Source organism: Streptomyces sp. NPDC032721 (assembly GCF_055579625.1).
Genome location: NZ_JBVIMX010000010.1, coordinates 284,095 through 311,093 on the forward strand (window position 1 = coordinate 284,095; position 26,999 = coordinate 311,093).

The 26,999-nt window shown below is 72.5% G+C and carries 23 protein-coding genes and 1 pseudogene; 7 read left to right on the plus strand and 17 right to left on the minus strand.

Annotated features, from left to right (window positions below):
* Positions 1-360 precede the first annotated feature (360 nt).
* Entirely contained in the window at positions 361-1,032 is a 672-nt protein-coding gene (locus ACZ5PB_RS22660) for a lysophospholipid acyltransferase family protein (RefSeq protein ID WP_468693519.1), read from the plus strand.
* A 23-nt stretch (positions 1,033-1,055) separates the two neighbouring features.
* On the opposite strand, the gene ACZ5PB_RS22665 is transcribed toward ACZ5PB_RS22660, so the two are convergent.
* The gene (locus tag ACZ5PB_RS22665) at positions 1,056-1,679 is read right to left on the minus strand and encodes a maleylpyruvate isomerase family mycothiol-dependent enzyme (protein WP_468693520.1); all 624 of its coding nucleotides are present in this window, start codon (positions 1,677-1,679) and stop codon (positions 1,056-1,058) included.
* A 68-nt stretch (positions 1,680-1,747) separates the two neighbouring features.
* A pseudogene (locus ACZ5PB_RS22670) lies at positions 1,748-2,465 on the minus strand (class I SAM-dependent methyltransferase).
* Positions 2,466-2,976: 511 nt separating this feature from the next.
* Between ACZ5PB_RS22670 and rho the strand changes: the two are divergent.
* A complete protein-coding gene (gene rho, locus ACZ5PB_RS22675) occupies positions 2,977-4,119 on the plus strand; it encodes a transcription termination factor Rho (RefSeq protein WP_468693521.1) in 1,143 nt (380 codons plus the stop codon).
* A 34-nt stretch (positions 4,120-4,153) separates the two neighbouring features.
* Positions 4,154-4,993 (plus strand): TrmH family RNA methyltransferase, encoded by an 840-nt coding sequence (locus ACZ5PB_RS22680; RefSeq protein ID WP_468693599.1) that lies wholly within the window; start codon positions 4,154-4,156, stop codon positions 4,991-4,993.
* Positions 4,994-5,011: 18 nt separating this feature from the next.
* Here the strand turns inward: ACZ5PB_RS22680 and ACZ5PB_RS22685 are convergent, their stop codons facing one another.
* Positions 5,012-6,106 carry a DUF5937 family protein gene (locus tag ACZ5PB_RS22685; protein WP_468693522.1) on the minus strand — a complete coding sequence of 365 codons (1,095 nt, stop codon included), beginning with the start codon at positions 6,104-6,106 and terminating at the stop codon, positions 5,012-5,014.
* Between the two features lie 99 nt (positions 6,107-6,205).
* Between ACZ5PB_RS22685 and ACZ5PB_RS22690 the strand changes: the two genes are divergently transcribed.
* Positions 6,206-7,522, plus strand: coding sequence for an MFS transporter (locus ACZ5PB_RS22690; RefSeq protein WP_468693523.1), 1,317 nt, complete (start codon positions 6,206-6,208; stop codon positions 7,520-7,522).
* Here the strand turns inward: ACZ5PB_RS22690 and ACZ5PB_RS22695 are convergent.
* The 9 genes from ACZ5PB_RS22695 to ACZ5PB_RS22735 all read right to left on the minus strand — a co-directional run bounded on the left by ACZ5PB_RS22695 (position 7,467) and on the right by ACZ5PB_RS22735 (position 18,600).
* Positions 7,467-8,747, minus strand: coding sequence for a sensor histidine kinase (locus tag ACZ5PB_RS22695; protein ID WP_468693524.1), 1,281 nt, complete (start codon positions 8,745-8,747; stop codon positions 7,467-7,469). The genes ACZ5PB_RS22690 and ACZ5PB_RS22695 overlap by 56 nt on opposite strands.
* 64 nt (positions 8,748-8,811) lie before the next feature.
* Entirely contained in the window at positions 8,812-9,789 is a 978-nt protein-coding gene (locus ACZ5PB_RS22700; RefSeq protein ID WP_468693525.1) for an urea transporter, read from the minus strand.
* Between the two features lie 134 nt (positions 9,790-9,923).
* Positions 9,924-10,457 (minus strand): TetR/AcrR family transcriptional regulator, encoded by a 534-nt coding sequence (locus tag ACZ5PB_RS22705; RefSeq protein ID WP_468693600.1) that lies wholly within the window; start codon positions 10,455-10,457, stop codon positions 9,924-9,926.
* A 112-nt stretch (positions 10,458-10,569) separates the two neighbouring features.
* Positions 10,570-11,610: an agmatine deiminase family protein gene (locus ACZ5PB_RS22710; protein WP_468693526.1), complete on the minus strand. Its 1,041-nt coding sequence runs from the start codon at positions 11,608-11,610 to the stop codon at positions 10,570-10,572.
* 70 nt (positions 11,611-11,680) lie between these two features.
* Entirely contained in the window at positions 11,681-13,363 is a 1,683-nt protein-coding gene (locus tag ACZ5PB_RS22715; protein ID WP_468693527.1) for an urease subunit alpha, read from the minus strand.
* Positions 13,360-14,145 (minus strand): urease subunit gamma, encoded by a 786-nt coding sequence (gene ureA, locus ACZ5PB_RS22720; RefSeq protein ID WP_468693528.1) that lies wholly within the window; start codon positions 14,143-14,145, stop codon positions 13,360-13,362. The genes ACZ5PB_RS22715 and ureA overlap by 4 nt, the downstream gene beginning before the upstream one ends.
* A gap of 136 nt (positions 14,146-14,281) precedes the next feature.
* On the minus strand, positions 14,282-15,406 hold the full coding sequence (locus ACZ5PB_RS22725; RefSeq protein WP_468693529.1) for a C45 family autoproteolytic acyltransferase/hydolase: 1,125 nt from the start codon (positions 15,404-15,406) through the stop codon (positions 14,282-14,284).
* 19 nt (positions 15,407-15,425) lie between these two features.
* The gene (locus tag ACZ5PB_RS22730; protein ID WP_468693530.1) at positions 15,426-17,090 is read right to left on the minus strand and encodes an amidohydrolase; all 1,665 of its coding nucleotides are present in this window, start codon (positions 17,088-17,090) and stop codon (positions 15,426-15,428) included.
* A gap of 10 nt (positions 17,091-17,100) precedes the next feature.
* Positions 17,101-18,600 (minus strand): purine-cytosine permease family protein, encoded by a 1,500-nt coding sequence (locus ACZ5PB_RS22735; protein WP_468693531.1) that lies wholly within the window; start codon positions 18,598-18,600, stop codon positions 17,101-17,103.
* Positions 18,601-18,833: 233 nt separating this feature from the next.
* On the opposite strand from ACZ5PB_RS22735, the gene ACZ5PB_RS22740 reads away from it, so the two are divergent.
* The gene (locus tag ACZ5PB_RS22740; protein ID WP_468693532.1) at positions 18,834-19,481 is read left to right on the plus strand and encodes a TetR/AcrR family transcriptional regulator; all 648 of its coding nucleotides are present in this window, start codon (positions 18,834-18,836) and stop codon (positions 19,479-19,481) included.
* Positions 19,482-19,499: 18 nt separating this feature from the next.
* On the opposite strand, the gene ACZ5PB_RS22745 is transcribed toward ACZ5PB_RS22740, so the two are convergent.
* Complete coding sequence (locus tag ACZ5PB_RS22745) at positions 19,500-20,156, minus strand: TetR/AcrR family transcriptional regulator C-terminal domain-containing protein (RefSeq protein WP_468693533.1); 657 nt, start codon at positions 20,154-20,156, stop codon at positions 19,500-19,502.
* A gap of 97 nt (positions 20,157-20,253) precedes the next feature.
* On the opposite strand from ACZ5PB_RS22745, the gene ACZ5PB_RS22750 reads away from it, so the two are divergent.
* Positions 20,254-21,804: an APC family permease gene (locus ACZ5PB_RS22750; protein ID WP_468693534.1), complete on the plus strand. Its 1,551-nt coding sequence runs from the start codon at positions 20,254-20,256 to the stop codon at positions 21,802-21,804.
* Positions 21,805-21,940: 136 nt separating this feature from the next.
* Positions 21,941-23,557, plus strand: a complete 1,617-nt coding sequence (locus ACZ5PB_RS22755) for an amidohydrolase (protein WP_468693601.1) — start codon at positions 21,941-21,943, stop codon at positions 23,555-23,557.
* 41 nt (positions 23,558-23,598) lie between these two features.
* On the opposite strand, the gene ACZ5PB_RS22760 is transcribed toward ACZ5PB_RS22755, so the two are convergent.
* From ACZ5PB_RS22760 to ACZ5PB_RS22775, 4 genes are all read right to left on the minus strand, one after another.
* Positions 23,599-23,880, minus strand: a complete 282-nt coding sequence (locus ACZ5PB_RS22760; protein ID WP_468693535.1) for a hypothetical protein — start codon at positions 23,878-23,880, stop codon at positions 23,599-23,601.
* A 67-nt stretch (positions 23,881-23,947) separates the two neighbouring features.
* Positions 23,948-24,817: an ABC transporter ATP-binding protein gene (locus ACZ5PB_RS22765; protein WP_468693536.1), complete on the minus strand. Its 870-nt coding sequence runs from the start codon at positions 24,815-24,817 to the stop codon at positions 23,948-23,950.
* Entirely contained in the window at positions 24,814-25,929 is a 1,116-nt protein-coding gene (locus ACZ5PB_RS22770) for a FecCD family ABC transporter permease (protein ID WP_468693537.1), read from the minus strand. Before ACZ5PB_RS22770 ends, ACZ5PB_RS22765 begins: the two co-directional genes overlap by 4 nt.
* Positions 25,926-26,993 carry a FecCD family ABC transporter permease gene (locus ACZ5PB_RS22775; protein ID WP_468693602.1) on the minus strand — a complete coding sequence of 356 codons (1,068 nt, stop codon included), beginning with the start codon at positions 26,991-26,993 and terminating at the stop codon, positions 25,926-25,928. Before ACZ5PB_RS22775 ends, ACZ5PB_RS22770 begins: the two co-directional genes overlap by 4 nt.
* Positions 26,994-26,999: the final 6 nt, after the last annotated feature.

Consider the following 26,999-nt stretch of genomic DNA (forward strand, 5'->3'; position numbering starts at 1 on the left):
CACGGCACCACGACCTCGCACCGGCACTCGCACGGCGCAGTTGCATCTTGTGTATCTTGCGTCAACTTTCCCTGCGGCGCGAGAAGTTGATGAACTTGTTCCGCATCGGACCGGTCGCGTACCGGGGCCGTCCACCGATACGACGCCTCGAACGAGTTCCTGCGCCGCCGGGAGATCGGACGCAGCGGCTGAGTAGTCGTGGTTCCCGGTCATCGGAACGCCCTGTCACAACGCCCGGGGAAGCTGAGTGCGGCTACTCATGTGCGGGAGCGGTCCACGGCCGACGATGAAGGTCGCCCTCGTCCGGACCGTCCCGGAGCGACCGACGGGCCCCGAGACCGTAAGACCTGGAGACCGAACATGCTCAGCCGCCTCGCCGACGTCCTGGTGCCCGCCGTCGGCCGCCTCACCGTCACCGCCGACGCGGGCGCCGCCCTCGCCCCCGGCAGCATCATCACCGCGAACCACACCTCCCTGGCGGACCCCGCCGTGGTGATCGCGGCGTTGCACCGGCTCGGGGTCCGGCCGGTCGTCATGGCGACCGCCGGGCTGTGGCGCGTACCGCTGCTCGGGCGGGCGCTCGTCCGTGGCGGGCACATTCCCGTGCACCGGGGTGACCGGCGTGCGGCGGACTCGCTGGACGGGGCCGTCGAGGCGCTGGAGCGGGGCCGACTGGTCCTGATCTACGCGGAGGGCGGGATTCCACTCCGTGCGGATGCCGGTGAGGCCGCTCCCGGGGCCTTCCGCAGCGGTCTGTCCCGCCTCGTCGAGCGGACCGGCGCTCCCGTGGTGCCCGTCGGACAGGCCGGTGCCCGCCGGATCACTTCGGGGAGTACGGCCAAGCAGCTCGCGGGGCTCCTCACGGCACCGCTGCGCCGCCCGCGCCTGCACGTACACGTGGGCACAGCCGTCGAGTTGACCGGCGGGGACCCCGCCCGGACGGAGCAGGCCCGGACGGCGGTGACGGAGGCCTGGCGTACGGCTGCCGCGCAGCTGGGCGAGCCCGCCGCGTTCGCCACGGCCGTCGCGTAGCCGCCGGGTCCCGTCGGGAGGGTTCAGCCCTCGCGGAGGGCGGCCACTCCCGGCCCCGCCAGGTCGTCCAGCGCGGCCCGTCGGCCCGAGACGGCCAGCAGCAGCGACAGCGCCGGGCCGGTCACCTCCGGCCCGGACCCCAGCGACAGGTCCGCGTCCGTCGGCGCCAGCCGGATGCCCGAGACCAGTTCCTTGGCACCGCCGAAGGACGCCGGGGTACGGGTCTGCAGCCGCAGCGCCCTGAGTACGGCCTCCTGCGGATAGGCACGGGTGAGACCCAGCGGCCTGCGGATGTCCTCGCCGTGCACGATCTCCTCGACGAGCCGGGTGTCCAGGGGTGCGGGGGGCGCCGTCCGGCGCGGCGCCACCTGCCGGAGCCGCGCCAGTGTCAGGCCGGGGGTGGCGCCCCGTTCGCGGCGTACCCCCTGCGCGTTCTGCCGGTCGAAGTCGAACCGGGCCCGGACCATGCCGACGACGAATCCGGTACGCGTCGCACGTGCGCTGTCGACCAGGTGGGCGACGACGTCGTGGACGGTCCACCCGTCGCACAGGGAGGGCTCGTCCCACTGCGCGTCCTTGAGGTGCGTGAGGTCCTCGATCAGCGCCGCACGTTCCGCGTGCACGTTCGCCCAGACGTCGTCCATCATGTCCGTTCCCTTCGGCCCGACCGTACGGTCATGGTGTTTCGAGGGAGGACTCGCCCGGGGGCGGGAACTCATCGGCGGGTCGCGACCAGCATCCGGCAGCGCGGGGAGCCGTCCGGCCTGCGGCCGAGTTCTTCCAGCGCGTACGACTCGACGCCGAAGCCCTCGGCGGACAGTTCGGCGGTGACGTCGCCGAGCCGGAAGCCCCGGTAGTACATGACGAAGCTCGGCCGCCAGAGCGCGTTCCGCACCCGCATCGCACCGTCGAAGCCGAGCATCGCGAGGTGCGCGCGAGCCCGGCCGTGGCGGCGCCGGTACGGGGAAGGCGAACCGGCCGCCGGGGCGCAGTGCGCCACGGACCTGGGCGAAGAGCGCGGGCCGCTGGGCGGGCAGGAAATGTCCGAAGGCGCCGAAGCTCACCACCAGGTCGAAGACCGGCCCGAACGGCAGCGCGAGCGCGTCACCGCGCACCCAGTGCGCGGGTACGGAGCCGGGCGGGCACTGGCGTGCCACGTCGAGCATCCCGGCGCTGATGTCCACCCCGACCACCCGCTCCCGGCACACCGCCCGAAGCACCTCCGCCCCCGCCCCGGTGCCGCAGCACAGGTCGAGCCCGGTCCCGAAGGGCCCGAGCCGGCGCAGGAGGCCCGCCACGGGCGCGAGGACCGAGTCGGGGGTCCGGAAGGGAGTGTGGTCGAACTTCGGCGCGAGCAGGTCGTAGCCGTGCTCGACGGAGGACAGCGCCTGAACGGCGAGCTCTCGGAAGGTGGGCCCCGGGGAGTCAGACATCGCGCCCAGCATAGATCGCGCCCAGTACAGAGGGGCGGCACAGAGGGGCGGTCCCTGGCTTCCCCGCCGGAAGCCCGGGATTCGGTGGTACCTGGAATCGGCGGTACCGGAAATCGGTGGTACCGGGAATCCGCCATCCGTGCTACATTGCCGACAGCTCCTGTGTACGCCCCTTCTGTGGCGCCGGTGCTCGTTCCCTCCCCGGATCTCTTCCGGGAATGCGTTCGTTCTGACGATCGCGGTCTCATCCTGACGTTCTCCGTCAGCCTGTTTCTTCGTTTCTTCGCTCCTTGCACGGGTTCTCTTCCCTCGCGGAAGTTCCCCGCCCGGACTCTCTGCGGTACGTCCCGACCACGGGCCGTCCGCACCCTCCCGGGCTCCTTCCCGCCGGCCGCGGACGATTCCGTCCGCCCTGCGGGGCCGTCGCGCCCCGCCCTCCCCCGCCGCGGATCCCCCCTCCCTTGCTTTCCCCTCGCTTTTCCCAGCGCGTCCTCGAAAGGACCGATTCCTCATGACCACCACACTCGAAACCCCTTCCAGCTCCTCGTCCGCCCCGGCGGTACGGGCCCTGGGTGTCCTCGATCTCGTCGGGGGAGGCAACGGATTCCTCCGCGGCCCGTCCCTCGTCCCCGCACCGCACGACGTGCAGGTGCCCGCCTCGCTCATCCGCCGACACGGCCTCCGCAAGGGCGACTTGGTGGAGGGCGTGTGCGGCAAGCCGCGCGCCCTCGTACAGGTCGAGCTGATCAACGGCGCCCCGGCGGACGCCACTTCGCGCCGCCCCCACTTCCGTGACCTCACCCCGCTGCACCCGCGGGAGCGGCTGCGGCTGGAGAGTACGGCGGGCGGCCTCGGCGGACGCGTCGTCGATCTGGTCGCCCCCGTCGGCAAGGGGCAGCGCGGCCTGATCGTCGCGCCGCCGAAGACCGGCAAGACCGTACTGCTCCAGCAGCTCGCCGCGTCCGTCGCGGCCAACCACCCCGAGGTCCACCTCATGGTGGTGCTCCTGGACGAACGGCCCGAAGAAGTCACCGACATGCGCCGCAGCGTGCGCGGCGAGGTGTACGCGTCGACCTTCGACCAGCCCGCCAAGGCGCACATCGCTCTCGCCGAGCTGGCCGTGGAGCGCGCCAAGCGCCTGGTCGAGCGGGGCGTCGACGTCGTCATCCTGCTCGACTCGCTGACCCGGCTGTGCCGGGCGCACAACAACGCCGCCTCCTCCGGCGGCCGTACCCTCAGCGGCGGCGTCGACGCGGCCGCGCTGCAGGAGCCGAAGCGGCTGTTCGGCGCCGCCCGGCTCACCGAGGAGGCCGGATCCCTGACGATCCTGGCCACCGCCCTGGTCGACACCGGCTCACGCGCCGACGACTACTACTTCGAGGAGCTGAAGAGCACCGGCAACATGGAACTGCGCCTCGACCGGGCGCTCTCGGACCGGCGCGTCTACCCCGCCGTCGACATCACCCCCTCCGGCACCCGCCGCGAGGAACTCCTCGTGCCCGCGGCCGAGTTGGCCGTCGTACGCGGTCTGCGCCGGGCCCTCCAGTCGCGGGAGGGGCAGTCCACCCTGGAAGCCGTACTGGCCAAGCTGCGGCACTCACCCGACAACGCGGCCTTCCTGCGCCAGGTGCACTCCACCGTTCCAGGAGGATAAGGTCCGTCGAATGGCAAGAACACGTGGCGCCCGGATGCCGTCGACGCAGCGCATCACCTCGCGCAACGCCCGCTTCCAGCAGTGGCAGGCCCTGCTCGGCAACCGCAACAAGCGCACCCGGGCCGGCGAGTTCCTGGTCCTGGGCGTCCGCCCGATCTCGCTCGCGGTGGAGTACGGCTGGCCCGTGCGCGCGCTCCTGTACGACGGGCAGCGGGAGCTGTCGAAGTGGGCGCGGGAGCTCCTGCGTACGGCGCCCACCGAGCACGTCGCGATGGCCCCGGAACTGCTGATGGAGCTGGGCGAGAAGAGCGACACCCCGCCCGAGGTGGTCGCCGTGGTGGAGATGCCCGCCGACGACCTGGGCCGGATCCCGGACCGCGAGGACTTCCTCGGCGTGCTCTTCGACCGGCCGACCAGTCCGGGCAACATCGGCAGCATCATCCGCTCGGCGGACGCGCTGGGCGCCCACGGGCTGATCGTGGCGGGGCACGCCGCCGACGTGTACGACCCGAAGTCGGTCCGCTCCAGCACCGGTTCGCTGTTCTCGCTGCCCGCCGTCCGGGTGCCGTCACCGGCCGAGGTGATGGAGTGGGTGGACGCCCGCAGGGCGGGCGGCACCCCGATCGTCCTGGTCGGTACGGACGAGCACGGTGACTGCGACGTCTTCGACTTCGACTTCACCCAGCCGACGCTGCTGCTCGTCGGGAACGAGACGAACGGGCTCAGCAACGCCTGGCGCGAGCTGTGCGACCACACGGTCAGCATCCCGATGACCGGCTCCGCGAGCTCGCTGAACGCGGCCAATGCCACGACCGCCGTCCTGTACGAGGCCGCCCGCCAGCGGATCCGTGGAGGGGCGCAGGCCGGCGGCTGAGCAGCCGGGGCCGGGCCCTCAGCGCAGTACGGCTGCCAGCAGGTCGGTGCCGAGGTCCGTCAGGGCGCGCTGGTCGAGGGTGTGGCGTGCGTAGCGGCCCTGCTGCCGGGGTGTGAGCAGGCCCGCGCGGCGCAGCACTGCCAGGTGGCGGGAGACCTCCGGGGGCGAGAGCTGCCAGGTGTGGGCCAGTTCGCCGGTGGTGTGCGGGCCCCGGGCCAGGGTGCGCAGCAGCCGCAGCCGTACCGGGTGGGCAAGGGCTTCCAGGCGCAGGGCGACGGTTTCCAGCGGTACGGGTGCTGCCGGGCCGGGATCGGGCTCGGGCACCGGGTACTGCACCACCGGGTGCCAGCCCGGTGAATGGACCGCCACCAGGTGCGGGCGGCTGAAGACGCTGGGGATGAAGGTGACCCCGGTGGGGTGGGCAGTGGTCGTCTTGTCCTGGAGTTTGTCGACGACGATGTGCCCGCCGTCCGGTGACAGGGTGACCGCGCCGGAGACGGAGGCGAGTGCCGCAGCGGTGCCCCGGCGGGCGAGCAGGTCGTTCTTCAGGCGCAGGTCGGTGGCCAGGGGTACGGCGGCGTCCGTCCAGGCGGCGTCGAAGAAGGCGTCGGCGCACTGTTCGAGGGTCTCGCGGATCCGGGCCCTTACCGCCGCCGTGTCCTCCAACAGCCGTACGGCGAAGGCTTCTTGGCGTGGGCCGAGGGCCTGGGCCAGGCCGAGGGCCCGGTCGCGGGCGAGCGCGTCGGTGAGCGGTGAGGACGGTGCGGCGAAGGGGGCGCGGTCGCCGCCGCAGGTGGTGACGAGCGCGGCGGTCACATAGGTGGCGTCGTCGATGCGGTCCACGTCGTCGAGTTCCTCGGCGAGTGTCGGCCGGGGCCCGGCCGGGAGCAGGAAGTCGGCCTGTGAGGACCGCCAGAGGAACTCCGCCTCCCGCAGCCGCCCGGCCAGTTCGGGCGGCAGGTCGGCCCGGACCTGTGCGGCCCAGTGGGCGGACCGCGGATGGTGCCCGGGTTCGGCCAGTACGTGCAGCATCGCGGTCAGTTCGGCCAGGGGGGAGGCGGCGAACCGCAGTCGCCCGGCGGGCAGGCCGCTGATGTCGATCCTCAAGGTCACCCCTCATCATCGCCGACCGCTCTTGCGGTGCCGACGTCGGTTGGCGGTGTCCGTCAACCGACGTGGCGGGGCGGGCGTCCGACCTCAGTGTGTGGCCCCATGGCAACTCCCCTCAAGATCCGTACACGCTCCCTCGTCCGTGCCTCGGGAGGCCCCCGCTATGCCGTCGCGCTGGCCGTGGACGCCCTCGGCACCGGCCTGCTGCGGCCGTTCCTGCTGCTGTACGGGATGACCGTGCTGGGTCTTTCCGCCCCGGCCACCGGTGTCGCCATGACGGTCGGGATCGTCGCGGGTCTGGTGTGCATGCCCTGGGTGGGGCGGTGGCTGGACCGGGGTGCGCGCAGCACGGTCGTGGCGGCTTCGATGCTGGTACGGGTGGTGGGCGTGGTGGTGCTGCTCGCCGCGCCGGACGGGCACGTGGGGATGTTCGCGGGGGCGGCGCTGTTGCTGGGCATCGGCAACCAGGCGTTCCCGGCCGCCCATGCGGCGCTCGTGTCGACGGTCGCCCACGGGCGGGAGCGAGATGCCGCGCTCGCAGCGGGCCGCGCGCTGCGGAACGCGGGCATGGGGGTGGGCGCGCTGCTCGCGACCGTGTGCCTGGCGGGCGGCGCCCCCGCGCTGCGGTTGCTGGCACTGGCCACGGGGCTGGCCTGTCTGGTCGCCGCCGCCCTGGCGTGGTCGGTCCGGCTGGACGCGCGTCAGGCCGCCGGGGCGGTGGTGGACGCCGGGGACGGATCGGCGGACGGTGGGGGCGGGGCAGATGGTGCGGTCGGGGCAGATGGAGCGGGCGGTACGGGCGGGCCCCCGCCCCGTATGCGCGCACTGCTGGCCGCCAACGTGGTCTACGTCTTCTGTCTCAACGTTCCCGAGATCGCGCTCCCGCTGATCCTGGTGACCCAGTTGCACGCGTCCCCGGTGTGGGCGGCGGTCATCTTCGTGGCCAACACGGTCCTGGTGGTCACCTTGCAGGTGCCGGTCACCGTCCTGCTGTCCCGCTTCTCCCGGCGGGCGGTGCTGGCGTTCGCCGGTGTGGTCCTCGCGGTGTCGTACCTGGGCTTCCTCGTGGCCGCTTCGCTCGGTCACGGCTGGGGCGCCCCGGCGGTGGCGACGGTGTCCGTGCTGTGCACGCTCGGCGAGATCGTCTACGCGGGCAGCGCCACCGCGCTCGTCACCGTCCTCGCTCCCGCGCACGCCCTGGGACGTACCCTCGCCCGCTTCGAGCTGTCCTCGGGCTTCGGCCTCGCGGTCTCCCCGCTGGCCATCACGTCCCTCGCGGCCCACGGCCCGGCCGCCCTGTGGGGCAGTCTCGCCGCCGGGACGCTCCTGTCGGCTGCCGCTGTCGCCGCCGAGCAGGACGGGGTCAGGGCGTCGGCGGGGACACCGTCGGCGCAAGGAGTGGGATCGCGGCGGAGATGACCGTGCCGTCGCCCGGGCGGGACTCGATGCTCAGGGTGCCGCCGAGCTGTTCGGTGCGGGTGCGGATGGCGGGGAGCCCGTGGCCCCGGGTGGTGGTGGCTCTGTCGCGGGGCGTGGTGGCGGGGTCGAAGCCGTGGCCGTTGTCGGAGATGTCCAGGACCACTTGGTCGTCGAGATGGGTCAGGGTGAGGACCGCGGTGGTGGCCCCGGAGTGTTCGCGGACGTTGGCCAGGGCGCCTTGGGCGATCCGGAGCAGGGCCGACTGGACCCGGTCGGGCAGCGGGGCGGCGGGGGTGCCGTCGATGTGGCAGCGGACGGTGGTGTGCGGGGTGGTCTCGCGTTCGGCGAGGGCGTGCAGGGCCTGTTCGAGGCCGTCGCCCTCGGCGAGGTCGGCGGGGGCGAGGTCGTGGACGAACCGGCGGGCCTCGGTGAGGTTGCGCTCGGCGATGGCGGTGGCGGTGCGTACATGGGTGCGGGCGGTCGCCGGGTCGGTGTCCCAGGTGCGGTCGGCGGCCTGGAGCAGCATCTGCTGGCTGGAGAGGCCCTGGGCGAGGGTGTCGTGGATCTCCATGGAGAGCCGCTGGCGTTCGACGAGGGTGCCCTCGCGGCGTTCGGTGGCGGCGAGTTCGCGGCGGGTGCGGATCAGGTCGTCGATCAGTTCGCGCTGGCGCCGGGCCTGGCGGTCCATCTGGACGAAGACGGCGACGGCGATCGCCGCGACGGCCGGCGGGGCGAGGAGCACGTCGACGTCCAGACGCCCGGCGAGCCGCAGATGGGCGACCACCGTGGCGGCGGTGACCAGGGCGATCAGGACGAAGGAGGCCGGTGAACGCAGGTGGCGCAGACCGATGAAGAAGAGCGGGACCGCGCACCAGCCGAAGCTGGGGGCCAGTACGACGAGTGCGAGCCAGACGGCGACGACCGACCCGAGCCAGACGTAGCGGCGGGGCCCCGGCCGGGTACCGAGGAGTGGTTCGAGCAGGTAGAGGACGGCCAGGGCGGCGGCGAGCGAGACGACCCAGGGAACGAGGACCTCGCCGGTGTGGCGGATCAGGAAGCGGGCGAGTGCGGCACCCAGGAGCAGCAGGAACGCCACGTACAGCAAGGTCTTGAGCCAGCCGTCGACCTGTCCCTGCGGCTGGTCCGTGCTGTTCCCGCCGTAGCTGCCACTGCTGCGCACCGTTTCCCGCTTTCCGTACCTGCACGTACCCGCACGTACCTGCATGTCCCGCCAGAATGCCGCGAATGCCGCGAACACCGGGTTTCACCCTATGGCTGGCTACGACCGGCTACGGCGTCGCCCCGCGCGGGTCGAGGTTGGGTGCGACGCCGCGCAGTCGCGGGAAGGAAGGGGCTGCGGCCAGGAAGACGAAGGTGGTCAGTACGAAGGGCCAGGTGAAGGTGTGGCCGCCGGACGGGGCGAACAGTGCGGCCATCGCGGTGGTCATCGCCGTGGCCGTGGCCGCGCCCGCCATCGCGTACAGGAACGTGGCCCGGCCGGCCTCCAGGAAGACTCCGCACAGGGCGAGTCCGACCAGGACCGAGTTGTATACGGTCCGGCCGTCGGCTATCTGCTCGGCGGGTGCCCCCAGGGCGAGCGAGGCGGCGATGCCGACCAGGCCGGCCAGGCTCGCCACGAGGCCCGCGCGACGGCTGGCCACGAAGATCCCGATGAGCAGCAGGGCACCGACGTACCACTGCTGCATGAAAAAGATCTCGGCGAAGGCCGAGAAGAACGCCCGCCACAGGTCGGGGAATCCGAGCGTGGTGGGGCCGGTCGCGGCGAGCGGCAGCGCGGCGAGGGAGTCGCCGTGGTGCCAGACGCGCTGGAAGCCGGGGGCGGCGATGGTCATCGCGCTGGCCAGCAGGCAGTACGGGAGTGTCAGCGACGGCAGCTTCCACACCCCGAGCATGTTCACCACGGACGCGGTCACCACGGTGACGACCACACAGCCCGCGGCCGCGAGCAGCACGGTGGAGAGGTGGTTCGCCCCGAGGAAGACGGCGAAGCAGAGTGCGGTCAGACAGGAGTTGAAGCCTTCGAGCCCCGTGACGACGCGCTCGCGGGCCGTGCCGAGCAGTTGGGCGGTGGCGGTGCCGACCACCGCGCCGCCGAGTCCGTAGAGGCCGTACTGCCAGCCCGCCACGAACAGTGCGACGCAGAAGACGGCGCCGGCCGCGGCGCTCGGCAGGAAGGTCACCTGCGCCTGGCCGCGCAGGACCCGGGCGGCGAAGGACAGCCCCCGTACATCAGTTGAGCGGAACACGCATTACTCCCGGCGTTACGAGCATGTTTCCCACCCAGGACAGATGCACTTTACATCTACTGCGCGTCGGCGTGTTCGGGTTGTGGGGGTTGTGCGGTCCGGTTGCGCGGTCCGGTTGTTCGGTCCGGGGTGTTTCAGAGCGTTTCGTCGAGGAAGTTGCCGATGTGTGCCAGGACTTCGTCCCGGTCCGAGCCGGGCAGCCCCATCGCCACATGGGTGCTGAATCCGTCGAGCAGTGCCCGGATGCGGGTGGCGATGCGCTCGGCGTCGACCGCGCGCAGGTCGCCGCGCGAGGCGCCCTCGACGAGCAGGGCCACCAGGTCGCGGTGCCAGGACAGTTCGATGTCCAGGAGCCGGGCGCGGGCCGCGTCGTCGAGGGCCCGCACCCGGTTCCAGAGCTCCAGCCAGAGGGTCCAGTGCGGGTCGCGCGGCGCCTGGGGCACGTACAAACGCACATAGGCGTCGAGCCGTTCGCGCACCGGGACCTGCCGGGCCAGGGCGGAGCGGCGCTCCACCCCGAGCAGCTCCTCGCTCCACTCCAATGTCCGCAGCAGCAGCTCGTCCTTGGAGTGGAAGTAGTAGAGGAGGTGGCCACTGCTCATGCCGACCTCCCGCCCGAGCCCGGCCATGGTCAGCTTCTCCAGGCCGTCATCGGCGATGGCGGTCATGGCGGCGGCGAACACGGTCTCGCGGGGAGGGGCGGTCTTGCGGCGGCGGGGCGGGGGGTCGTTCTTCACTCGTATGTTTTACCTGATCGGCTCTCCTGCCTGATCGGCTCTCCTACCTGATCGGCTTCGTACGGCCGGCCGGCTGCTGCTGGGTGATGCAGTGGATTCCGCCGCCGCCCGCGAAGATCGTGCGCGCGTCCACGAGGGTGACCTCGCGGTCGGGGAAGAGGCGGCGGAACAGGGCGGCGGCCTCCTCGTCGCGGGGGTCGTCGAAGGCGCACAGGACGACGCCGCCGTTGCAGAGGTAGTGGTTGATGTAGGAGTGGTCGACCCAGTGGCCCTCGTCGTCCTTGAGGCCCTCGGGTGCGCGGACCTCGATCACTTCCAGCGGGCGGCCCTTGGCGTCGGTCTCGGCGCGCAGCAGGTCCGCGATTCCCTCGCAGAGTGCGTGGTCGGGGTGGGCGGGGTCGGGCTGGGAGTGGACGAGGACCACTCCGGGTGCGGCGAAGGCGGCGACGATGTCGACGTGGCCGAGGGTGCCGTAGCCGTGCGGAGGGTAGTCGCCGGTGAGTCCGCGCGGCAGCCAGATCGCCTTGGTGGTGCCGAGCCGTGCGTGGACCTCGGCCTCGACCTGTTCCCTGGTCCAGCCGGGGTTGCGTTCGGGGCCGAGCTGGACGGTTTCGGTGAGGAGTACGGTGCCTTCGCCGTCGACGTGGAGGCCGCCGCCCTCGTTCACCAGACGCGAGGGGTGTACGGGGACGGAGGCGAGGTCCGCGATGTGCGCGGCGATCTTCGCGTCGTGCTCCCAGGAGGCCCACTCCTGGGCTCCCCAGCCGTTGAACACCCAGTCCACTGCGGCGAGTTGACCGTTCTCGTCGGTGACGAAGGTGGGGCCGATGTCCCGCATCCAGGCGTCGTCGAGGGCGTGCTCGACAAGGTCGATGCCGGGGCCGAGGAGGGCGGCGGCGGTGTCGGACTGGCCGGGGCCCACGACCATGGTGACGGGTTCGAAACGGCGTACCGCGCGGGCGACGGCGGCCCAGGCCTCGCGGGACGCGGCCAGTTCGGCGGGGTCGTCGAAGGTCGTGTTGGGGCCGGGCCAGGCCATCCAGGTGCGCTCGTGAGGGTCCCACTCGGCGGGCATGCGGAACATGACGGTCCTTCAGGGAGGAGAAAGGGTCAGGGGAAGAGACAGGAAGGCAGGGTCAGGGTCAGAGTCAGGGTCAGAGGAAGTACAGGCGGTTGAGGGAGACGGAGTCCGAGGGCTGTGACCTCAGCGGGTCGCCGTCCAGGGTGACCAGGCCCGTGCGGCCGTCGACATCGACCGCTCCGGTACGGGAGTTGAGGAGCAGGTCGGCGGGGCCGATGCCCCGGGTGTCGCGGACCGCGACCCGGCGCCGCCTGGTGGGCATGGTGTCGTTGCCCTGGTCCAGGGCCGCCTGGGCGACGAAGGCCACCGAGAGGTCCGCGGGAGCGGCACCGTAGGCCCCGAACAGCGGTCCCAGCACCAGGGGTTCACAGGTGTCGGTGGCGGCGTTGGGGTCGCCGGTGACTCCGTACGCCGGGAAGCCCGACTTCAGCACCATCTGCGGCTTCGCGCCGAAGGAGTCCGGCCGCCAGAGCACGATGTCGGCCATCTTGCCGACCTCGACCGAGCCGATCTCGTGGGCGAGGCCGTGGGCGATGGCCGGGTTGATGGTGAGCTTGGCCAGGTAGCGCAGGACGCGGGCGTTGTCGTCGTCGCCCTCGGCGCCGCGCTCGGCCTTCATCTTCCCGGCGAGCTGGAAGGTGCGGCGCACGGTCTCCCCCGCCCGGCCCATGCCCTGGGCGTCGGAGGAGGTGATGCCGATCGCGCCGAGGTCGTGCAGGACGTCCTCCGCGCCCATCGTGCCGGCCCGGATGCGGTCGCGGGCCATGGCGGCGTCGCCGGGGAGATCGGTCTTCAGGTCGTGGACGGAGACGATCATCCCGTAGTGCTCGGCGACGGCGTCGCGGCCGAAGGGCAGGGTGGGGTTGGTGGAGGAGCCGATGACGTTCGGCACGCCCGCCATCTTCAGCACATTGGGTACGTGCCCGCCGCCGCAGCCCTCGATGTGGAAGGCGTGGATGGTACGGCCCTCCAGCACCTTGAGGGTGTCCTCGACGGTCAGGCACTCGTTCAACCCGTCGCTGTGCAGGGCGACTTGGACGTCGTGCTCCTCGGCGACGCGCAGTGCGGTGTCCAGGGCGCGGGTGTGGGCGCCCATGTCCTCGTGGACCTTGAACCCGGAGGCGCCGCCCTCGGCGAGCGCCTCGACCAGGGGTGCCCCGTCCGAGGAGGAACCCCGGGCGAGGAAGCCGATGTTGACGGGCCAGGCGTCGAAGGCGCTGAAGGCGTGCCGCAGCGCCCAGGGCGAGTTGACCCCCACGCCCCACACCGGGCCGAACTCCTGGCCGATGACCGTGGTCACCCCGGAGGCGAGGGAGGCCTCCATGATGCGGGGCGACAGGAGGTGTACGTGGGTGTCGACGGCTCCGGCGGTGGCGATGAGCCCCTCGCCGGAGACGATGGTGGTCCCGGTGCCGACGACGACGTCCACGCCGTCGAGGGTGTCGGGGTTGCCCGCCCGGCCGACGCCGGAGATGCGGCCCTCGCGGATGCCGATGGACACCTTGCGGATGCCCTGCACGGCGTCGATGAGCAGCACGTTGCTGATCACCACGTCACAGGTGTCGCGTACGGCGGCGGCCTTGAGGTGCAGTCCGTCACGGGCGGTCTTGCCGAACCCGGCGAGGAACTCGTCCCCCGGCCGCTGGGAGTCGGACTCCACGCGCACGACGAGCCCGGAGTCCCCGAGCCGCACCCGGTCGCCTGCCCTGGGGCCGTGCACGGAGGCGTACTCGAAAGGGGTGATGCCAGAGCTCATCGGGTCGCCTCCGTCGGGTGCGGGGTGGGGTGGGGTCGGTCGCTGTCGCTGTCGCGGTCGCTGTCGCGGTCGCTGTCGCGGTCGCTGTCGCTGTCGCTGTCGCTGTCGCTGTCCAAGTAGCCGCACGCCGACGCCCTGCGCAGCGCCTCCTTCTTCGCGCCCGGGGCGTCGAGCGCGCCGTCCACCAGCCCCGCGAAGCCGATCGCGACGCGGTCCCCGCCGATCGGCACCAGCCCCACTTCGGCGCTCTCGCCGGGCCCGAAGCGGAACGAGGATCCGGCGGGCACGGCGAGCCGCATCCCGTACGCCACCGCCCTGGAGAACTCCAGCCGGGGGTTGGCCTCGAAGAAGTGGAAGTGCGAGGTGACGGACACCGGCACCTCGGCCGTGTTGCGCACGGTGATCCGTACGGCCGCCTCCGGCTCCTCGTACCCGGGCCCCGGCAGCAGCGCTCCGGGAGCGTCGGCGCCGAGCGAGCCGCCGCCGATGGGGTCGCTCACCACGGCGAGCCGCGACCCGTCGTCGAAGACGGCCTCGACATGGACCTCGGTGACCACGTCGGCGACGCCGGGCAGTACGTCGTCGGGGCCGAGCACCGTGCGCGCCGCCTCGATCGCCGCCGCGAGCCGCAGCCCGTCCCTGGCCGCCTCGCAGACGGTGTCGGCGATCAGCGCGGTCGCCTCGGGGACGTTGAGCCGCAGCCCGCGCGCTCGGCGGGCCCGCGCCAGTTCGGCGGCCCCGAAGAGCAGCAGCCGGTCACGTTCGGTCGGGGTCAGTCGCACGCCCGTCACTCCTCCACATTTGTTAGAACAGCACTCTAAACCTGTGACGGGAGATCCGGAAGCGCTGGCCTGAGAATGACCTACGACCGGCTGCTGACAGCTTTGAGCAATACTCAAATCAAAGGGAGTGGCACCGTCACGCGTGCAAGGTGCGCCACGGCCGGGTCGCGTGCTCGGCGGGTGTCCCGTCCAGTACGCGCGCGACGCGTGCGGCGGGGTCGAGCACGACGGTGGCCAGGCTCGCCCACCTGCTGCCGGTCGGTGCCGCCATGTCGGGTACGCAGGTGACCGGCGGCTCCCCCGGTCCCGTGACCAGCCGTTCCACCAGGTCCTCGGCGCGTTCGACGGGCCTGTGCGCGAGCCGGTCGCGGAGGAAGGCGTGGCGTTCGCCGGAGTCGGGCTGGTACAGCCAGGACTTCTCGTGGGCGGCGGGGGTGGGGGTGAGGAAGTGGTTGGTGCGCAGATGGGTGCCCTCCGCGACCTCCGGCGCCTCGAAGACCCCCACCGGACTGAGGTCGAGCAGCAGGGCGCTGCGCGCGTCGAAGAGCATGAAGGAGCCCGACGAGGTGAGCGGGGCCTCGCGCAGGAGCTCCCGCGCGTGGGCGGGGCTTTCGGCCTCTTCGAGGACGAGGGCGGCCAGGACGTGCACCGGTATGCCGCCGACGCGGTCGTCGCGGTGGCCGAGGATGTTGAAGTGCAGGGCGAGTCCGGCGCTGTTGACGCCGATCTTGGCGAGGATGCCGTTCTCGGTGATGCCGACGTAGCGGTGCGTGCCCCCGGCGCTGTCGAGGGTGTGCCAGGAGGAGCTGAGCTCGACGTGCCAGTCCCAGGTCTGCACGCCCACCCGGGTGCTGCCGCCGTCGGGCGTGCCCAGTCGGCGTACGAGCGTGGAGCACTCCCCCGGAGGCACGGTGCGGCTGCGCGCGAGGATCTCGGTACGGGCGTTGAGCGCGGCGATCCGCCAGGGTTCGACCCCGGCGCCTTCGGCGATGCCCTCGATCTGGGCGCGCAGGCCCGGGCGGAAGGTGCCGACGGCGTCGAGTGCGCGCTCGGCGTCGTCGCGTACCGTCTCCGGCCGGATCTCGGCGAGCGCGAAGAGCCGGTCGTAGGCGTCGAGCGTGGTGGGGAGCGTGCCGGCGAGCTGCTCGCCGCGGGAACGGCCGCGCGTGCGGGGGTCGGTGGCGTCGACGCTCAAGTGCGGGCGGTGGTCGGGGCGTGCGTACGGTGCGGGGTTCGGTGCGGGGTTCGGTACGGGGTTCACGGGGCGGTCTCCTGCGGGGTTACGAGTGGTGGGTGAGGACGGTGCCGCCGACGACCGTGGCGAGGACCGGGTTGACGGCCTGTTCCTCGGGGGCCAGGTCGAGCGGGCTGCGGGCGAACACCGTGAGGTCGGCCAGGTAGCCGGGGGCGATCCGGCCGAGCCGGTCCGCGGCGCCCGCCGCGACGGCCGGGGCGCGGGTCATCCCCGCGTAGGCCTCCGTCGCGGAGATGCGCTGGGCAGGCTGTACGGGCGAGAGTTCGGGCTGTCCGACGGGGCGGCGCAACTGGGCGTCGGCCAGGGCGATCCGGGGGTCGGCGATCCCGATGGGCCAGTCCGAGCCGAGGGCCACGACGGCGCCGTGGTCCAGCAGGTCACGGGTGCGCCAGCCGTGAGCGGCGCGCTGCGGGCCGATCCGCCGGGACCAGTTGTCGGTCATGTCGGCCCTGGTCAGACGGGTGGCGTGGACGGGCTGGAGCCCGGCGGTGACGCCGAGTGCGGCGAACCGGGGGAGCTGGTCGTCGGGGATCGACTCGATGTGCTCGATCCGGTGCGGGGCGGACGGTGCGTGGCCGGTCTCCTCGATGACGTCGAGTGCGGTGCGTACGGCCCGGTCGCCGATGGCGTGGGTGGCGGTGGGGATGTCGCGTTCGGTGAAGAAGCGGACGGCCTCGCGGTAGCGGTCCACGTCCTTCCAGAGGGGCTTGCGGTTCTGGCCGTGGACGTCGGGGTGCTCGAACCAGGCGGACCCGTTGTCGGCGGTGCCGTCCAGCATGAACTTGGCGCCCGCGACGTGCCAGCAGCGGCCGGCGACGCGTTGCTGGGCGGCGACCTCCTCCCACACGTCGCGCCCGGAGTCGGCGGGCACGAGCGGGGAGCAGCGGATCCGCAGCGGCAGCTCCCCGGTCCGCTCCAAAAGGCGGTAGACGTCCTCGGAGGGTGCGGTGAAGTCCAGGGCGTGCAGTCCGGTGAGGCCGGTGGCCGCGAACTCCCGCAGCTGGTCGGCGACATGGGCCGCCGCGACCGGGAGGGGCACCTCGGGGTAGTGGGCGAAGACGAGGTCCATGGCCTGGAGTTCGAGGATGAAGCCGGAGGGTCTGCCGTCGGGGCCGACGACGATCTCGGAGGCGTCGTCGAAGGTCTCCGCTCCGGTCAGGCCGAGGGCGTCGACCACGGCGGGGCTGACCACGAGGGAGTGGGCGTCGCAGGTCATGAGGGAGATGGGTACGCCGGGGAAGCGCCGTTCGAGGAAGTGTCCGGTGGGTGCCGCGTCGAAGACGTTGATGTCGAGGTCGTATCCGGTCACCCAGTCCGTCTCCCGGCCCGACGGGCGGTCGGCGAGGCGGTCCGTCGTACGGTCGGCGAGGCGGTCCGCGATGCGTGCGCACACCGCTTCGAGTGTGGTCGCGCCGCCGAGGTCGAGGCCGGTGCCCACCTCGATCGCGCCCCACACCGGGTGGGCGTGGGCGTCGGTCAGGCCCGGGACGACGGTCGCCCCGGGGAAGTCCCGTACGTCGGTGTCGGGCCCTGACCAGCGGTGGAGGACGTCGTCTCCCCCGACGGCGACGATCCTGCCGTCGCGGACGGCGAGCACGGTGGCGGGTACGGGCAGGGACAGGGGGGCGGGGCCGGGGTCGGGGTCGAAGTTCTCGATCCGTGCGGCGCGCACGATGAGGTCGGCGTTCATGGTCGGTCCTTCAGCGCTGAACAGTCGGGGACGGGTGGCTGGTGTGCGGGTGCGGGGGCGGGGGCGTGGGCGCGCTCGGCGAGGTGCGCGGGAGGGTGCGGAAGGCGCGCGCGAGCAGCCAGTACAGGGCCGCCGAGCCGAGGATTCCCACGGGTACGGCGAGATTGAGCCCGCCCGCCGCCGACGACACAGGACCGGCCCAGGAGGTCGAATTCGCGCACAGGGCGGCGGCCGTGACACCGGCCGAAGTGGCAAGCACACCGGCCCAGTTGACACCCCCGACGTACCAGAAGGGGCCGGTGCGGCTCCCTTCGTGGAGCTGCTCGCCGTCGTAGCGGTTGCGCCGCAGGACGATGTCCGTGGCGTACACGGCCATGCACGGGCCTGTGATCACCACGACCAGTTCCATCATGGTGTTGACGGCGGTGAGGAAGTCGAAGACCAGCAGTGCGAACAGCGTCATGGCGGTGCCGATGACCCCGATGACCAGTACGGCGACCGTCCGGGACAGCCGTACGCCGATGGACTGCATGGAGAGTCCCGCGCTGTAGGCAGTGATGCCGTTGTTCGCCACGGTGTTGACGATCACCGCCGTGACGAAGGTGGGCACGAACCAGGGCGGCATGATGCTCTCCAGCGCGGCCTGCGGATCGTTCATGTCGAGGGTGGTGGCGGCGAGCGCCCCGATCGTGGTGAAGGCGACGCTCGGCAGGAAGCCGCCGATCGCGGTCGCCAGGGTGATGGCACGGCCGCGCGTGCTCCGAGGCAGGTAGCGGGCGAGGTCGGGGCTGTTGGCGTACGACAGGGGCGCCGACGCGACGAGCGTGAACCCGGAGGCCAGGACGACGAGGTGGGCCGCACCGGTGAGCGGCTCGGCCGGTTCGTACGACCAGTCGGTGTGCTGGAGCACCATCACGCTCAGGGCGAGGAAGACCAGGGTGAGGAAGACGGTCAGCGCGCCGTACAGGCGGACGATCGTGGCGTGTCCGAAGACGGCGACGAGGACGGTGATGCCGGTGATCAGGCACACCACCGTGGCCGTCAGGGCGGTGGAGCCCGGCAGTCCGAGCTGGGCCGCCATGCCGAGGCCGGCCGTGGAGGCCGCGGACCAGTTGAGCGCGAGGTAGAGCGAGGCGATCAGCCAGCCGGTGAGCGCGACGACGAACTTGTTGCCGACCACTCCGTAGATGGCGCGGGAGATGACGGAGCCCGAGGTGCCTGCGGCGGGGCCGCTGATCGCGATGAAGCCGGTGAGCAGCCACAACAGGTTCCCGGCGACGATGACGGCCACCGCTTCGGCCAGCGACAGGCCCATCAGGACGAGGGTGCCGCCGACCACGAAGCTGAGGTAGCTGACGTTCGGCGCGGCCCAGAGCGCGAACAGCTCGCGGGCCCTTCCGTGCCGCTCCACGTCGGGCACGACGTCGATGCCCCGGCTCTCGACCGAGCCGGCCTGATCCTGTCCGGAAGCGGTCACGGCCGGGCGGGGGCCGTCGGGAGAACTCTGCATGGGCGGGTTCCTTCGAGGAGGAGGGGGCGGCACTGTCCCGGCCCGCTGACCGCAGAGGTGTGCGGCAGGTGGGCACCGTGGAGCGGAGGGCGGAGGCGTGAGCCCGGAGGGCAGGTGTCCGGGCGGCAGTCATCCGGAAGGCAGGAGTCCGGAAGGTGCGGTCAGCGGTGGTCCAGCTCAATTGGTATCGGCACCAATAAGCTGTTGGTGCGCTATCCAATAGGCTGTCCCGCATGACGTCAACCCCCCGGCCGCCCAGGGCCCCCCGGACGCGCAAGACCGCACAGGAGCGCAGGAGCGAGATCCTGGAGACCGCCGCCCGACTCGCCCTGGAGCGGGGGCTCGAACGTGTGACGATGCAGCTCGTCGCCGCCGAGCTGGGGGTACGTCCGGGCCTGATCAGCCACTACTTCCCCGCGATCGACGACCTGCTGTGCGAGGCGTTCGCGTGCGCGGTCGCCCGGGAGCGCGACGCGCTCCAGCCGGAGGCCGACGCCGGGCTGCCCCCGACGCAGCGGCTGAGCCGCCTCCTGCACCGCCTCGACGGCGCGGAGTTCATCGACCTCGGCAGGCTCTGGCTGAACGCGCGGCACCTCTCGCGCTACCGCCCGAACCTCCAGCGCGTGGTCGGCGAGCAGGAGGCCGCCATGCGCGAGCAGTTGACGTCGGTCATCGAGGACGGCGTACGCACGGGGGAGTTCGCGGCGGCCGATCCGCTGGGGGCGTGCCTGGTCATCCTGGTCACGATCGACGGGCTCGGCGCGTACGCGAACGAGGCGGCGCCGTTCGGCCACCCCGCGCTGGACGCCCTCCTGTTCAGCACGGCGGAACGCGAACTCGGCCTGCCTGCGGGCGCGTTGAGGAGCACCGAAAGCTGCTGAGCCGGGGGCAAGCCCGGGCTACCCCTCCCCGGACTCCCTGGGCGCCCCGGACTGCCCGGACTCCCCGACCCCCGGCCGTCGGATCCCCCGGCAGTGCGCCAGGAACCCCGCCAGCGTCAGGTCGAAGGCGCGGTCGGCGCGGGCCGCGCCGACCGCTTCCTGGGCCGCGGCGAGCCGAGGCGCCTCGGACTCCTCCTCGACCACCCACATCACTTCGGGCCCCGACATGTCCAGGGCCGAGCCCAGCACGATGTTGTCCAGGCCGGTGATGATCGGCAGGACGTCGTCCAGGGCGAACCCGGCGTCCAGGAGCAGCCCCGCGACCCTCTCGTAGTGTCCGATCGCGCGCGGTGCGCGCACCGGAGAGGTCATCAGGATGGAGATGGCGCGCGGGTGGGCGGCGAAGGCCGCACGGTAGGAGCGCGCCCAGGCCTCCAGCGAGGCGTCCCAGGTGCCCCGGTCGAGGGTGTCCATGTCGAGCATCTCGACGACGCGTTCACGCACCAGCTCGACAACTCCGGCCCGGCCGTCCACATGGTGGTACACCGAGGCAGTCTGCACACCGAGCCTGCGCGCGACCTCGGGGACGGTGAAGTCGCCCTGCTCGTCGACGAGTTCGAGTGCCGTGGCCCCGATGCGCGCCCGGTCCAGCAGAGCCTTGCGGGGCCGCCCCATGTTCGTTCTCCCGTCGAGAGGTCTTCCCCGATCGTACGGCCGCCCTCTACATTGCCTAAACCGAAACGGTTTAGGTTTCTGCGAAGGGCCGAGCGCCATGGACGTCGAGTCCGCATCCCGCACTCCACAGCACGACGAGGGCCCACCGGAACGCGAGGGCCCTCCCGGACGGTCCGCGCGGCCCGGACGGCCCGGACGGCCCGGTCTGGGCGTCGCCGACATCGTCTTCTTCGTCGTCTCGGCCGCAGCCCCGCTGACCGTGATGGCCGGGGTGGCCCCGCTGGCGATCGGCGTCGGCGGGGTCGGTGCCCCGGTCGGCTATCTCCTCGCCGGTGCCACGCTCGCCCTCTTCGCCGTCGGCTTCACGACGATGTCCCGGCACGTCCGCCACGGCGGCGGCTTCTACGCGTTCATCACCCGCGGCCTCGGCCGACCGGCCGGTTTCGGCGCGGCCACGCTCGCCCTCCTCGCGTACAACGGCATGCAGATCGGCGTGTACGGACTGCTCGCGACGGGCACCCGGGACGCGCTGCGGGTGCTGTGGGGCGTGGACGTGCCGTGGCCGGTGATCGCGTTCGCGGGCGTGTTCGTGATCTGGTACCTGGGCTATCGCAGCATCGAGTTCGGCGCGAAGGTCCTCGGCGTGCTGCTGGTCGCCGAGACCGGCATCCTCGCGCTCCTCGCGGGCGGCGTGCTCCTGGAGGGCGGAGCTCACGGGCTCGCCCTGGACTCCTTCACGCCGTCCAACGTCCTGGTGCCCGGCACCGGCGCGGTGCTCGCGTTCGCCTTCGCCGCGTTCACCGGGTTCGAGTCCACCGCGATCTACCGCAACGAGGCGCGCGACCCCGTACGGACCGTTCCGCGCGCCACCTTCATCGCGGTCGGATTCCTCGGCCTCTTCTACGCGTTCAGCGTGTGGATCGTCATCCAGGCGTTCGGCAGCGCCGACGTCATGAAGGCGGTCACCGACGATCCGCTGGGCCTGTTCTTCACCGCCACTTCGCAGTACGTCGGCGACTGGGCGGCCACCCTCATGCACGTCCTCATCGTGACCAGCATCATCGCCTCGCAACTGGCCTTCCACAACGCGATCAACCGCTACGGCCTCTCCCTCGCCAGGGAGGGCGTGCTGCCCGCGGTCCTCGGCAGGGTCCACCCCCGGCACGACTCGCCGTACGTCGCGGGAACCGTGCAGAGCGTGCTCGCGCTGCTGGTCGTCGCGGCTTTCGTACTGGCAGGCGCCGACCCGTACCAGCAGCTGCTGCTGTGGATGAACACCCCGGGAATGATCGGCCTGTTGGCGCTCCAGGCGATCACGGCGGTGGCCGTGTTCCGCTTCTTCCGCCGGACCCCGCACGAGGAGGGCGTGCTGCGCACCGTGGTCATGCCCCTGGCCACCGCCGTACTGATGGCCGGTGCGCTGTGGCTGGTGATCAGTAACATCGGCCTGACCACCTCGGCCCCCTTCACCACCAATGCCCTGCTGGTCCTGGCCGTCCCCGCCGCCTTCGTCCTGGGAGTCGTACTCGCGCTGCGGATCCGCCGTTCCCGGCCGAAGGTGTACGAGGGCTTCGCCGCCGAACCGCAGGATCCCGCTGCCGAGTCCGTGCCAGGGCCCGCGCCCGCTTCCGCCCCGACCACCGGCTGAGGCCGCATACCCCTCATCCCCCCCCCCGCATCCCCCGCCCGGCCGCTCCGGCACCCCGGTGCACCCGGCCGCGCGGTGAACCACCCGTACCCCAGCCCAAGGAATGCCTGCCGTGCCCCAGACGAACGACCGTCCGCTGTCCGCCACCGCCGACACCGTCCTCACCCACGCCCGGGTCCGCACCCTCGATCCGGCGCGGCCATCGGCCGGTGCCGTCGCCGTCAAGGACGGCACGATCGTCGCGGTCGGTGACGCGTCGGACGTACGGGACTGGCGCGGCGCGGGAACCGAGGTGATCGACCTCGGCGGTGCCTCGCTCACGCCCGGCCTGGTCGACGGGCACAGCCACCCGGTGCACGGCCTCGAAATGGCCACCGGCATCGACCTCTCCGGCTGTACCGACCTGGAAGCCCTGCGGTCCGCGCTCGCCGAAGCCGCCCGTACGGCCGCCCCCGGCAACTGGGTCCTGGGGTACGGCCTGGACCACAACACCTTCGGCGGGCGCCCCGTCCACCACGAGCTGATCGACCCCGCGCTCGGCGGCGTACCGGCGTTCCTGCGGCTGTACGACGGTCACTCGGCGCTGGCCAGCGGCCCCGCCCTGGCCGCCGCGGGGATCGAGGGGCCGCGCGAGTTCACGCAGCGGGCGAGGGTCGTCTGCGACGCGGACCGGCGGCCCACCGGGCACCTCGTGGAGCCCGCGGCGATGGACCTGATGGAGCCGGTGCTGCCGCGCGCGGACGCCGCCGCACGGCGCGCCCGGCTGCTGGAGCTGCTGCACGACATGGCCGCGACCGGACTCACCGGCGCCCATGTGATGGACCTCCAGGGCGTCGGCGTACTGGAACTGCTGGCCGGCTGCGAGGAGGAGGCGGGGCCGCTGCCGGTGCGGCTGCGCATCCACCCCTGGTGCATGCCGGGCACCGACGCGGCGGGCCTCGACGACCTCGTCGGGCTCCAGCGTGCGCACGGCAGGCACTGGCGGGTGGGCGGGGTGAAGTTCTTCATGGACGGCACCGTCGAGGGCGGTACCGCCTGGCTGGAGCACGCCGACTGCCACGGCGAGGGCACCGAGGCGTTCTGGCCCGACCCCGCCGCGTACACCGCCGCCGTGCACCGGCTCGCGCGCGCCGGGGTGCGTACGGCGACGCATGCCATCGGGGACGCGGCCGTACGCCATGTCCTGGACACCGTCGAGCAGTTGACGGACCCTCAGCAGCGCGCGCTGCACCGGATCGAGCACATCGAGACCGTGCCCACCGGTCAGCTGGCGCGGTTCGCCGAGCTCGGCGTGGCCGCGTCGATGCAGCCCGCGCACACCGCGTACACCCGCGCCGACCACACCGACGAGTGGTCGAAGCGGGTCGGTGAGGAGCGGGCCGGGCGGGCCTGGCGGTGCCGTGACCTGCGGGACGCGGGGGCGACCCTGGTGCTCGGTTCGGACTGGCCGATCGCGCACTACGACCCGCGCGAGGTGCTGGCCACCGCCCGGCTGCGCAGGCTGCCCGGCCGGCCGGGGACCGCGCCGGTCCTGGCCGGCCAGGCGCTGACCGGTCTGATGGCGCTGGAGGGCTGCACGTCGCACGCCGCTCGCGCGGTGGGCGAGGAGGACATCGCCGGGCGGATCGCGCCGGGCTTCCGGGCCGACCTGACCGCGCTCGGCGTCGACCCGGTGTCCGCGCCCGCCGACGAACTGGCGGAGGCGCCCGTCGTCCTCACGATGACCGGCGGGAGCGTCGTGCACCGGGGCTGACACCTGCACCGAGCCGGTCCGGCCGGGCGGCGGGCGGGCCGTCACGGCGCGTCCCCCGCCCAGTCGAAGCGGTCCGGATCCCCGGGGCGCGGGTCGTACAACGCCCGCCCGCCGGGGCCGAATCGGCCGAGCCCGGTCTCCAGGGCCGTACCCGTGCGCAGTTCGTCCGGTGTCCAGCCGGTGGTGTCGAGCAGCAGCCCGTCGAGGGGGCCGCCGACCAGTTCGGCGTACCTCCTGCCGGGCCGCCACCCCTGGTGGGGATCGCCGTGGTCATGGCCGTAGACCCGACCCCGCAGCAGCCGCTCCGCATCGTCGTCCTTCATCCCCCCAGCGTGGCACCCGCCACTGACAGTGCAGGCCGCCCGCAGGCGGACAGGGACATCAGCGACGTCAGGGGCGGGCGGACGCGGTCTCCGGCACGTGGTGCCTGGGCGCGGCCGGGATCATCAGCGGGGTGCCGGTCTCCGGGTCGTCGATGATGCGGCACGGCAGGCCGAACACGTCCTCGACCAGCTCGGCGGTCATGACGTCGGCGGGCGGTCCCTCGGCCGCGATCGTGCCGCCGGGGCGCATCACGATGAGGTGACTGGCGTAGCGGCAGGCCTGGTTGAGGTCGTGCAGTACGGCGACGACGGTGTGGCCCCGGTGTGCGTGCAGGCCCGCGCACAGGTCGAGCACTTCGACCTGGTGCGCGATGTCGAGGAAGGTGGTCGGTTCGTCGAGCAGCAGGATGGGGGTCTGCTGGGCGAGCACCATCGAGAGCCAGACGCGCTGGCGCTGTCCGCCGGAGAGGTCGTCGACCGGCCGGTCGGCGAGTTCCCGTACGCCGGTGAGGGTCATGGCCTCGGCCACGGCCGCCTCGTCCTCCGCCGACCACTGCTTGAGCATCCGCTGGTGCGGGTAGCGGCCACGGGCCACCAGGTCGCCCGCCGTGATCCCGCCCGGCGCGGTGGAGGTCTGCGGGAGCAGGCCGAGTCTGCGGGCGACTTCGCGGGAGCGGTACGAGGCGATGGCCGCGCCGTCCAGATAGACCTGCCCCGAACGGGGTTTGAGCATCCGGGCGAGGGCCTTGAGCAGGGTGGACTTGCCGCAGGCGTTCGGTCCGACGATCACCGTGAACGAGTCGTCGGGTATGTCGACGCCGAGCGAAGTGGCCACTGTCCGCTGGTCGTAGGACAGGGTGAGGTCCTCGGCGCGCAAGCGCGAGACCCGGGGGCTCGGGGGGTTCTGCGGGGTCGGGGACTTCGTTGTTGCCTTCATGCGCGGCTCTTTCGCGACTCGGTGATCAGCAGCCAGATGAGGTAGAGCCCGCCGATGGTGCCGGTCGCGGTGCCCACCGGGAGGAGCGTGGGGGCGAAGATCCGCTGTACGGCCAGGTCGCTCGCGGCGAGCAGGACCGCGCCCATCAGGGCCGCCGACATCAGTGAGGGTCCTGACGATCCGCTCAGTCTGCGGGCGAGTTGGGGGGCGGCCAGCGCGATGAACCAGATCGGCCCCGTGACCGCGGTGGCGACGGCGGCCAGCGCGACGCTGATCACGAGCAGTGCCGTACGCGTGCGGGCGACGTCCACTCCCAGGGCCGTCGCGGTCGTGTCGCCCATCTCCACCATGGCCAGCCGGCGGGCCAGGGCGAACGCGAGCGGGAGCAGGACGACGACCGCGAGCGCGATGGTGTGCGCGTGCGGCCAGCCCCGGTTGCCAAGGCCGCCGATCAGCCAGGCCTGCGCCTCCAGGGCCTCCTGCCAGGTCGCCCGGGTGATCAGGTACGAGTTGACGGACAGCAGCAGGGCGCTGACGCCGATGCCGACGACGACGAGCCGGAAGCCCTGGAGCCCCCGGCCCAGCATCAGGAGGTACATGGCGGCGGCGGTGCCGAGTCCGCCGATCAGGGCGCCGACCGCGATCTGGGTCATGCTGCCGTGCAGCACGATGATGACGACCAGCGCGCCGACGGCCGATCCGTTGGTGAAGCCGATGATGTCGGGGCTGCCGAGCGGGTTGCCGGTCAGGCTCTGCAGGATCGCCCCGCTGACCGCGAGCGCCGCGCCGACGCACAGGGCGGTCAGCAGCCGGGGCATGCGCAGGGTGTTGACGATGAAGTCGGCGGCGCCCGATCCGTTGCCGGTGACGGCGCGGAGCACCTCGCCCAGGGACAGCTCGAAGTCCCCGGTGGTGAGGGTGAAGGCCATGACGACGGCGAGGACGGCGGTCAGCACCGCCGTCATCACCAGGGCGCGCCCCGGCACGCGCAGCGAGTGCCCGTCCTTGCCGATGCGCAGGACCAGGCCGCTGACGAGGCGGGGTGGGGCCTCCGTGCCCTCCCGTACGGAACTCGCGACGGAACTCTCGACGGGTCTCGTACCGGAACTCACAGCATGACCAGCTTTCGGCGGCGGCACAGCGCGATGAACAGCGGTGCGCCGATGAACGCGGTGACGATGCCCACCTGCACTTCGCCCGGGGCGCCCAGTACCCGACCCAGTACGTCGGCCCCGACCAGCAGGACGGGTGCCAGCAGCATCGAGTACGCCAGTACCCACCGCTGGTCGGCGCCGACGAGGAAGCGGGCCACGTGCGGCACGGCGAGGCCCACGAAGGCGATGGGGCCCGCCGCCGCGGTGGCCGCGCCGCACAGCAGCATGACCGCGACCGCGCCGGACACTCGTACCCGGCCGACGTTGACGCCGAGGGCACGGCCCATCTGGTCGCCCAGGGCGAGGGCGTTGAGCGCGGGGGCGAGGGCGAGCGCGATCAGCAGGCCCACCGCGACGAACGGGAGGACGAGGCGGACGATCTCGTAGTAGCGGCCGGCGAGCGAGCCCACGTTCCAGAAGCGGAACTGGTCGAACGCCTTCGGGTTGAGCAGCAGCACGGCCGAGTTGAACGCGTACAGCACCGCCGTGGTCGCGGCGCCTGCGACGACCAGGCGGTCCGGGGTGGCCAGCGACCGCCCCGAGGAACCCAGCAGGTAGACCACCACCGAGGTGAGCGCCGCTCCCCCGAGCGCGAACCACACGTAGCCCAGCGGCGCCGCCACCCCGAGGAACGCGATCGCGACCACCACTCCCGTCGCCGCGCCCAGGCTCACCCCGAGCAGCCCGGGGTCGGCGAGCGGGTTGCGGGTCAGGGCCTGCATCAGCGCGCCGGACAGACCGAGGGCCGTGCCGACGATCAGTCCGAGGAGGGTGCGGGGGATGCGGTAGTCGTGGACGATGACCGACGCCTGGGAGCCGTCGCTCTGCCAGAGCAGGGACCAGGTCGAGCCGAACGGGATGCCCCGCGTGCCCACCCAGACGCTGACGAGCGAGACCAGGACCAGTGCGCCGAGCACCACCAGGAGGCCGAGGCAGCGCAGCGCGGTGGCACCCCGGCGGGCCGGGGGTGTGCCTTCGGCGCTGTCCAGGGGTGCCGTCCGGGCGGTGACCGACAACGACAGCTCCCC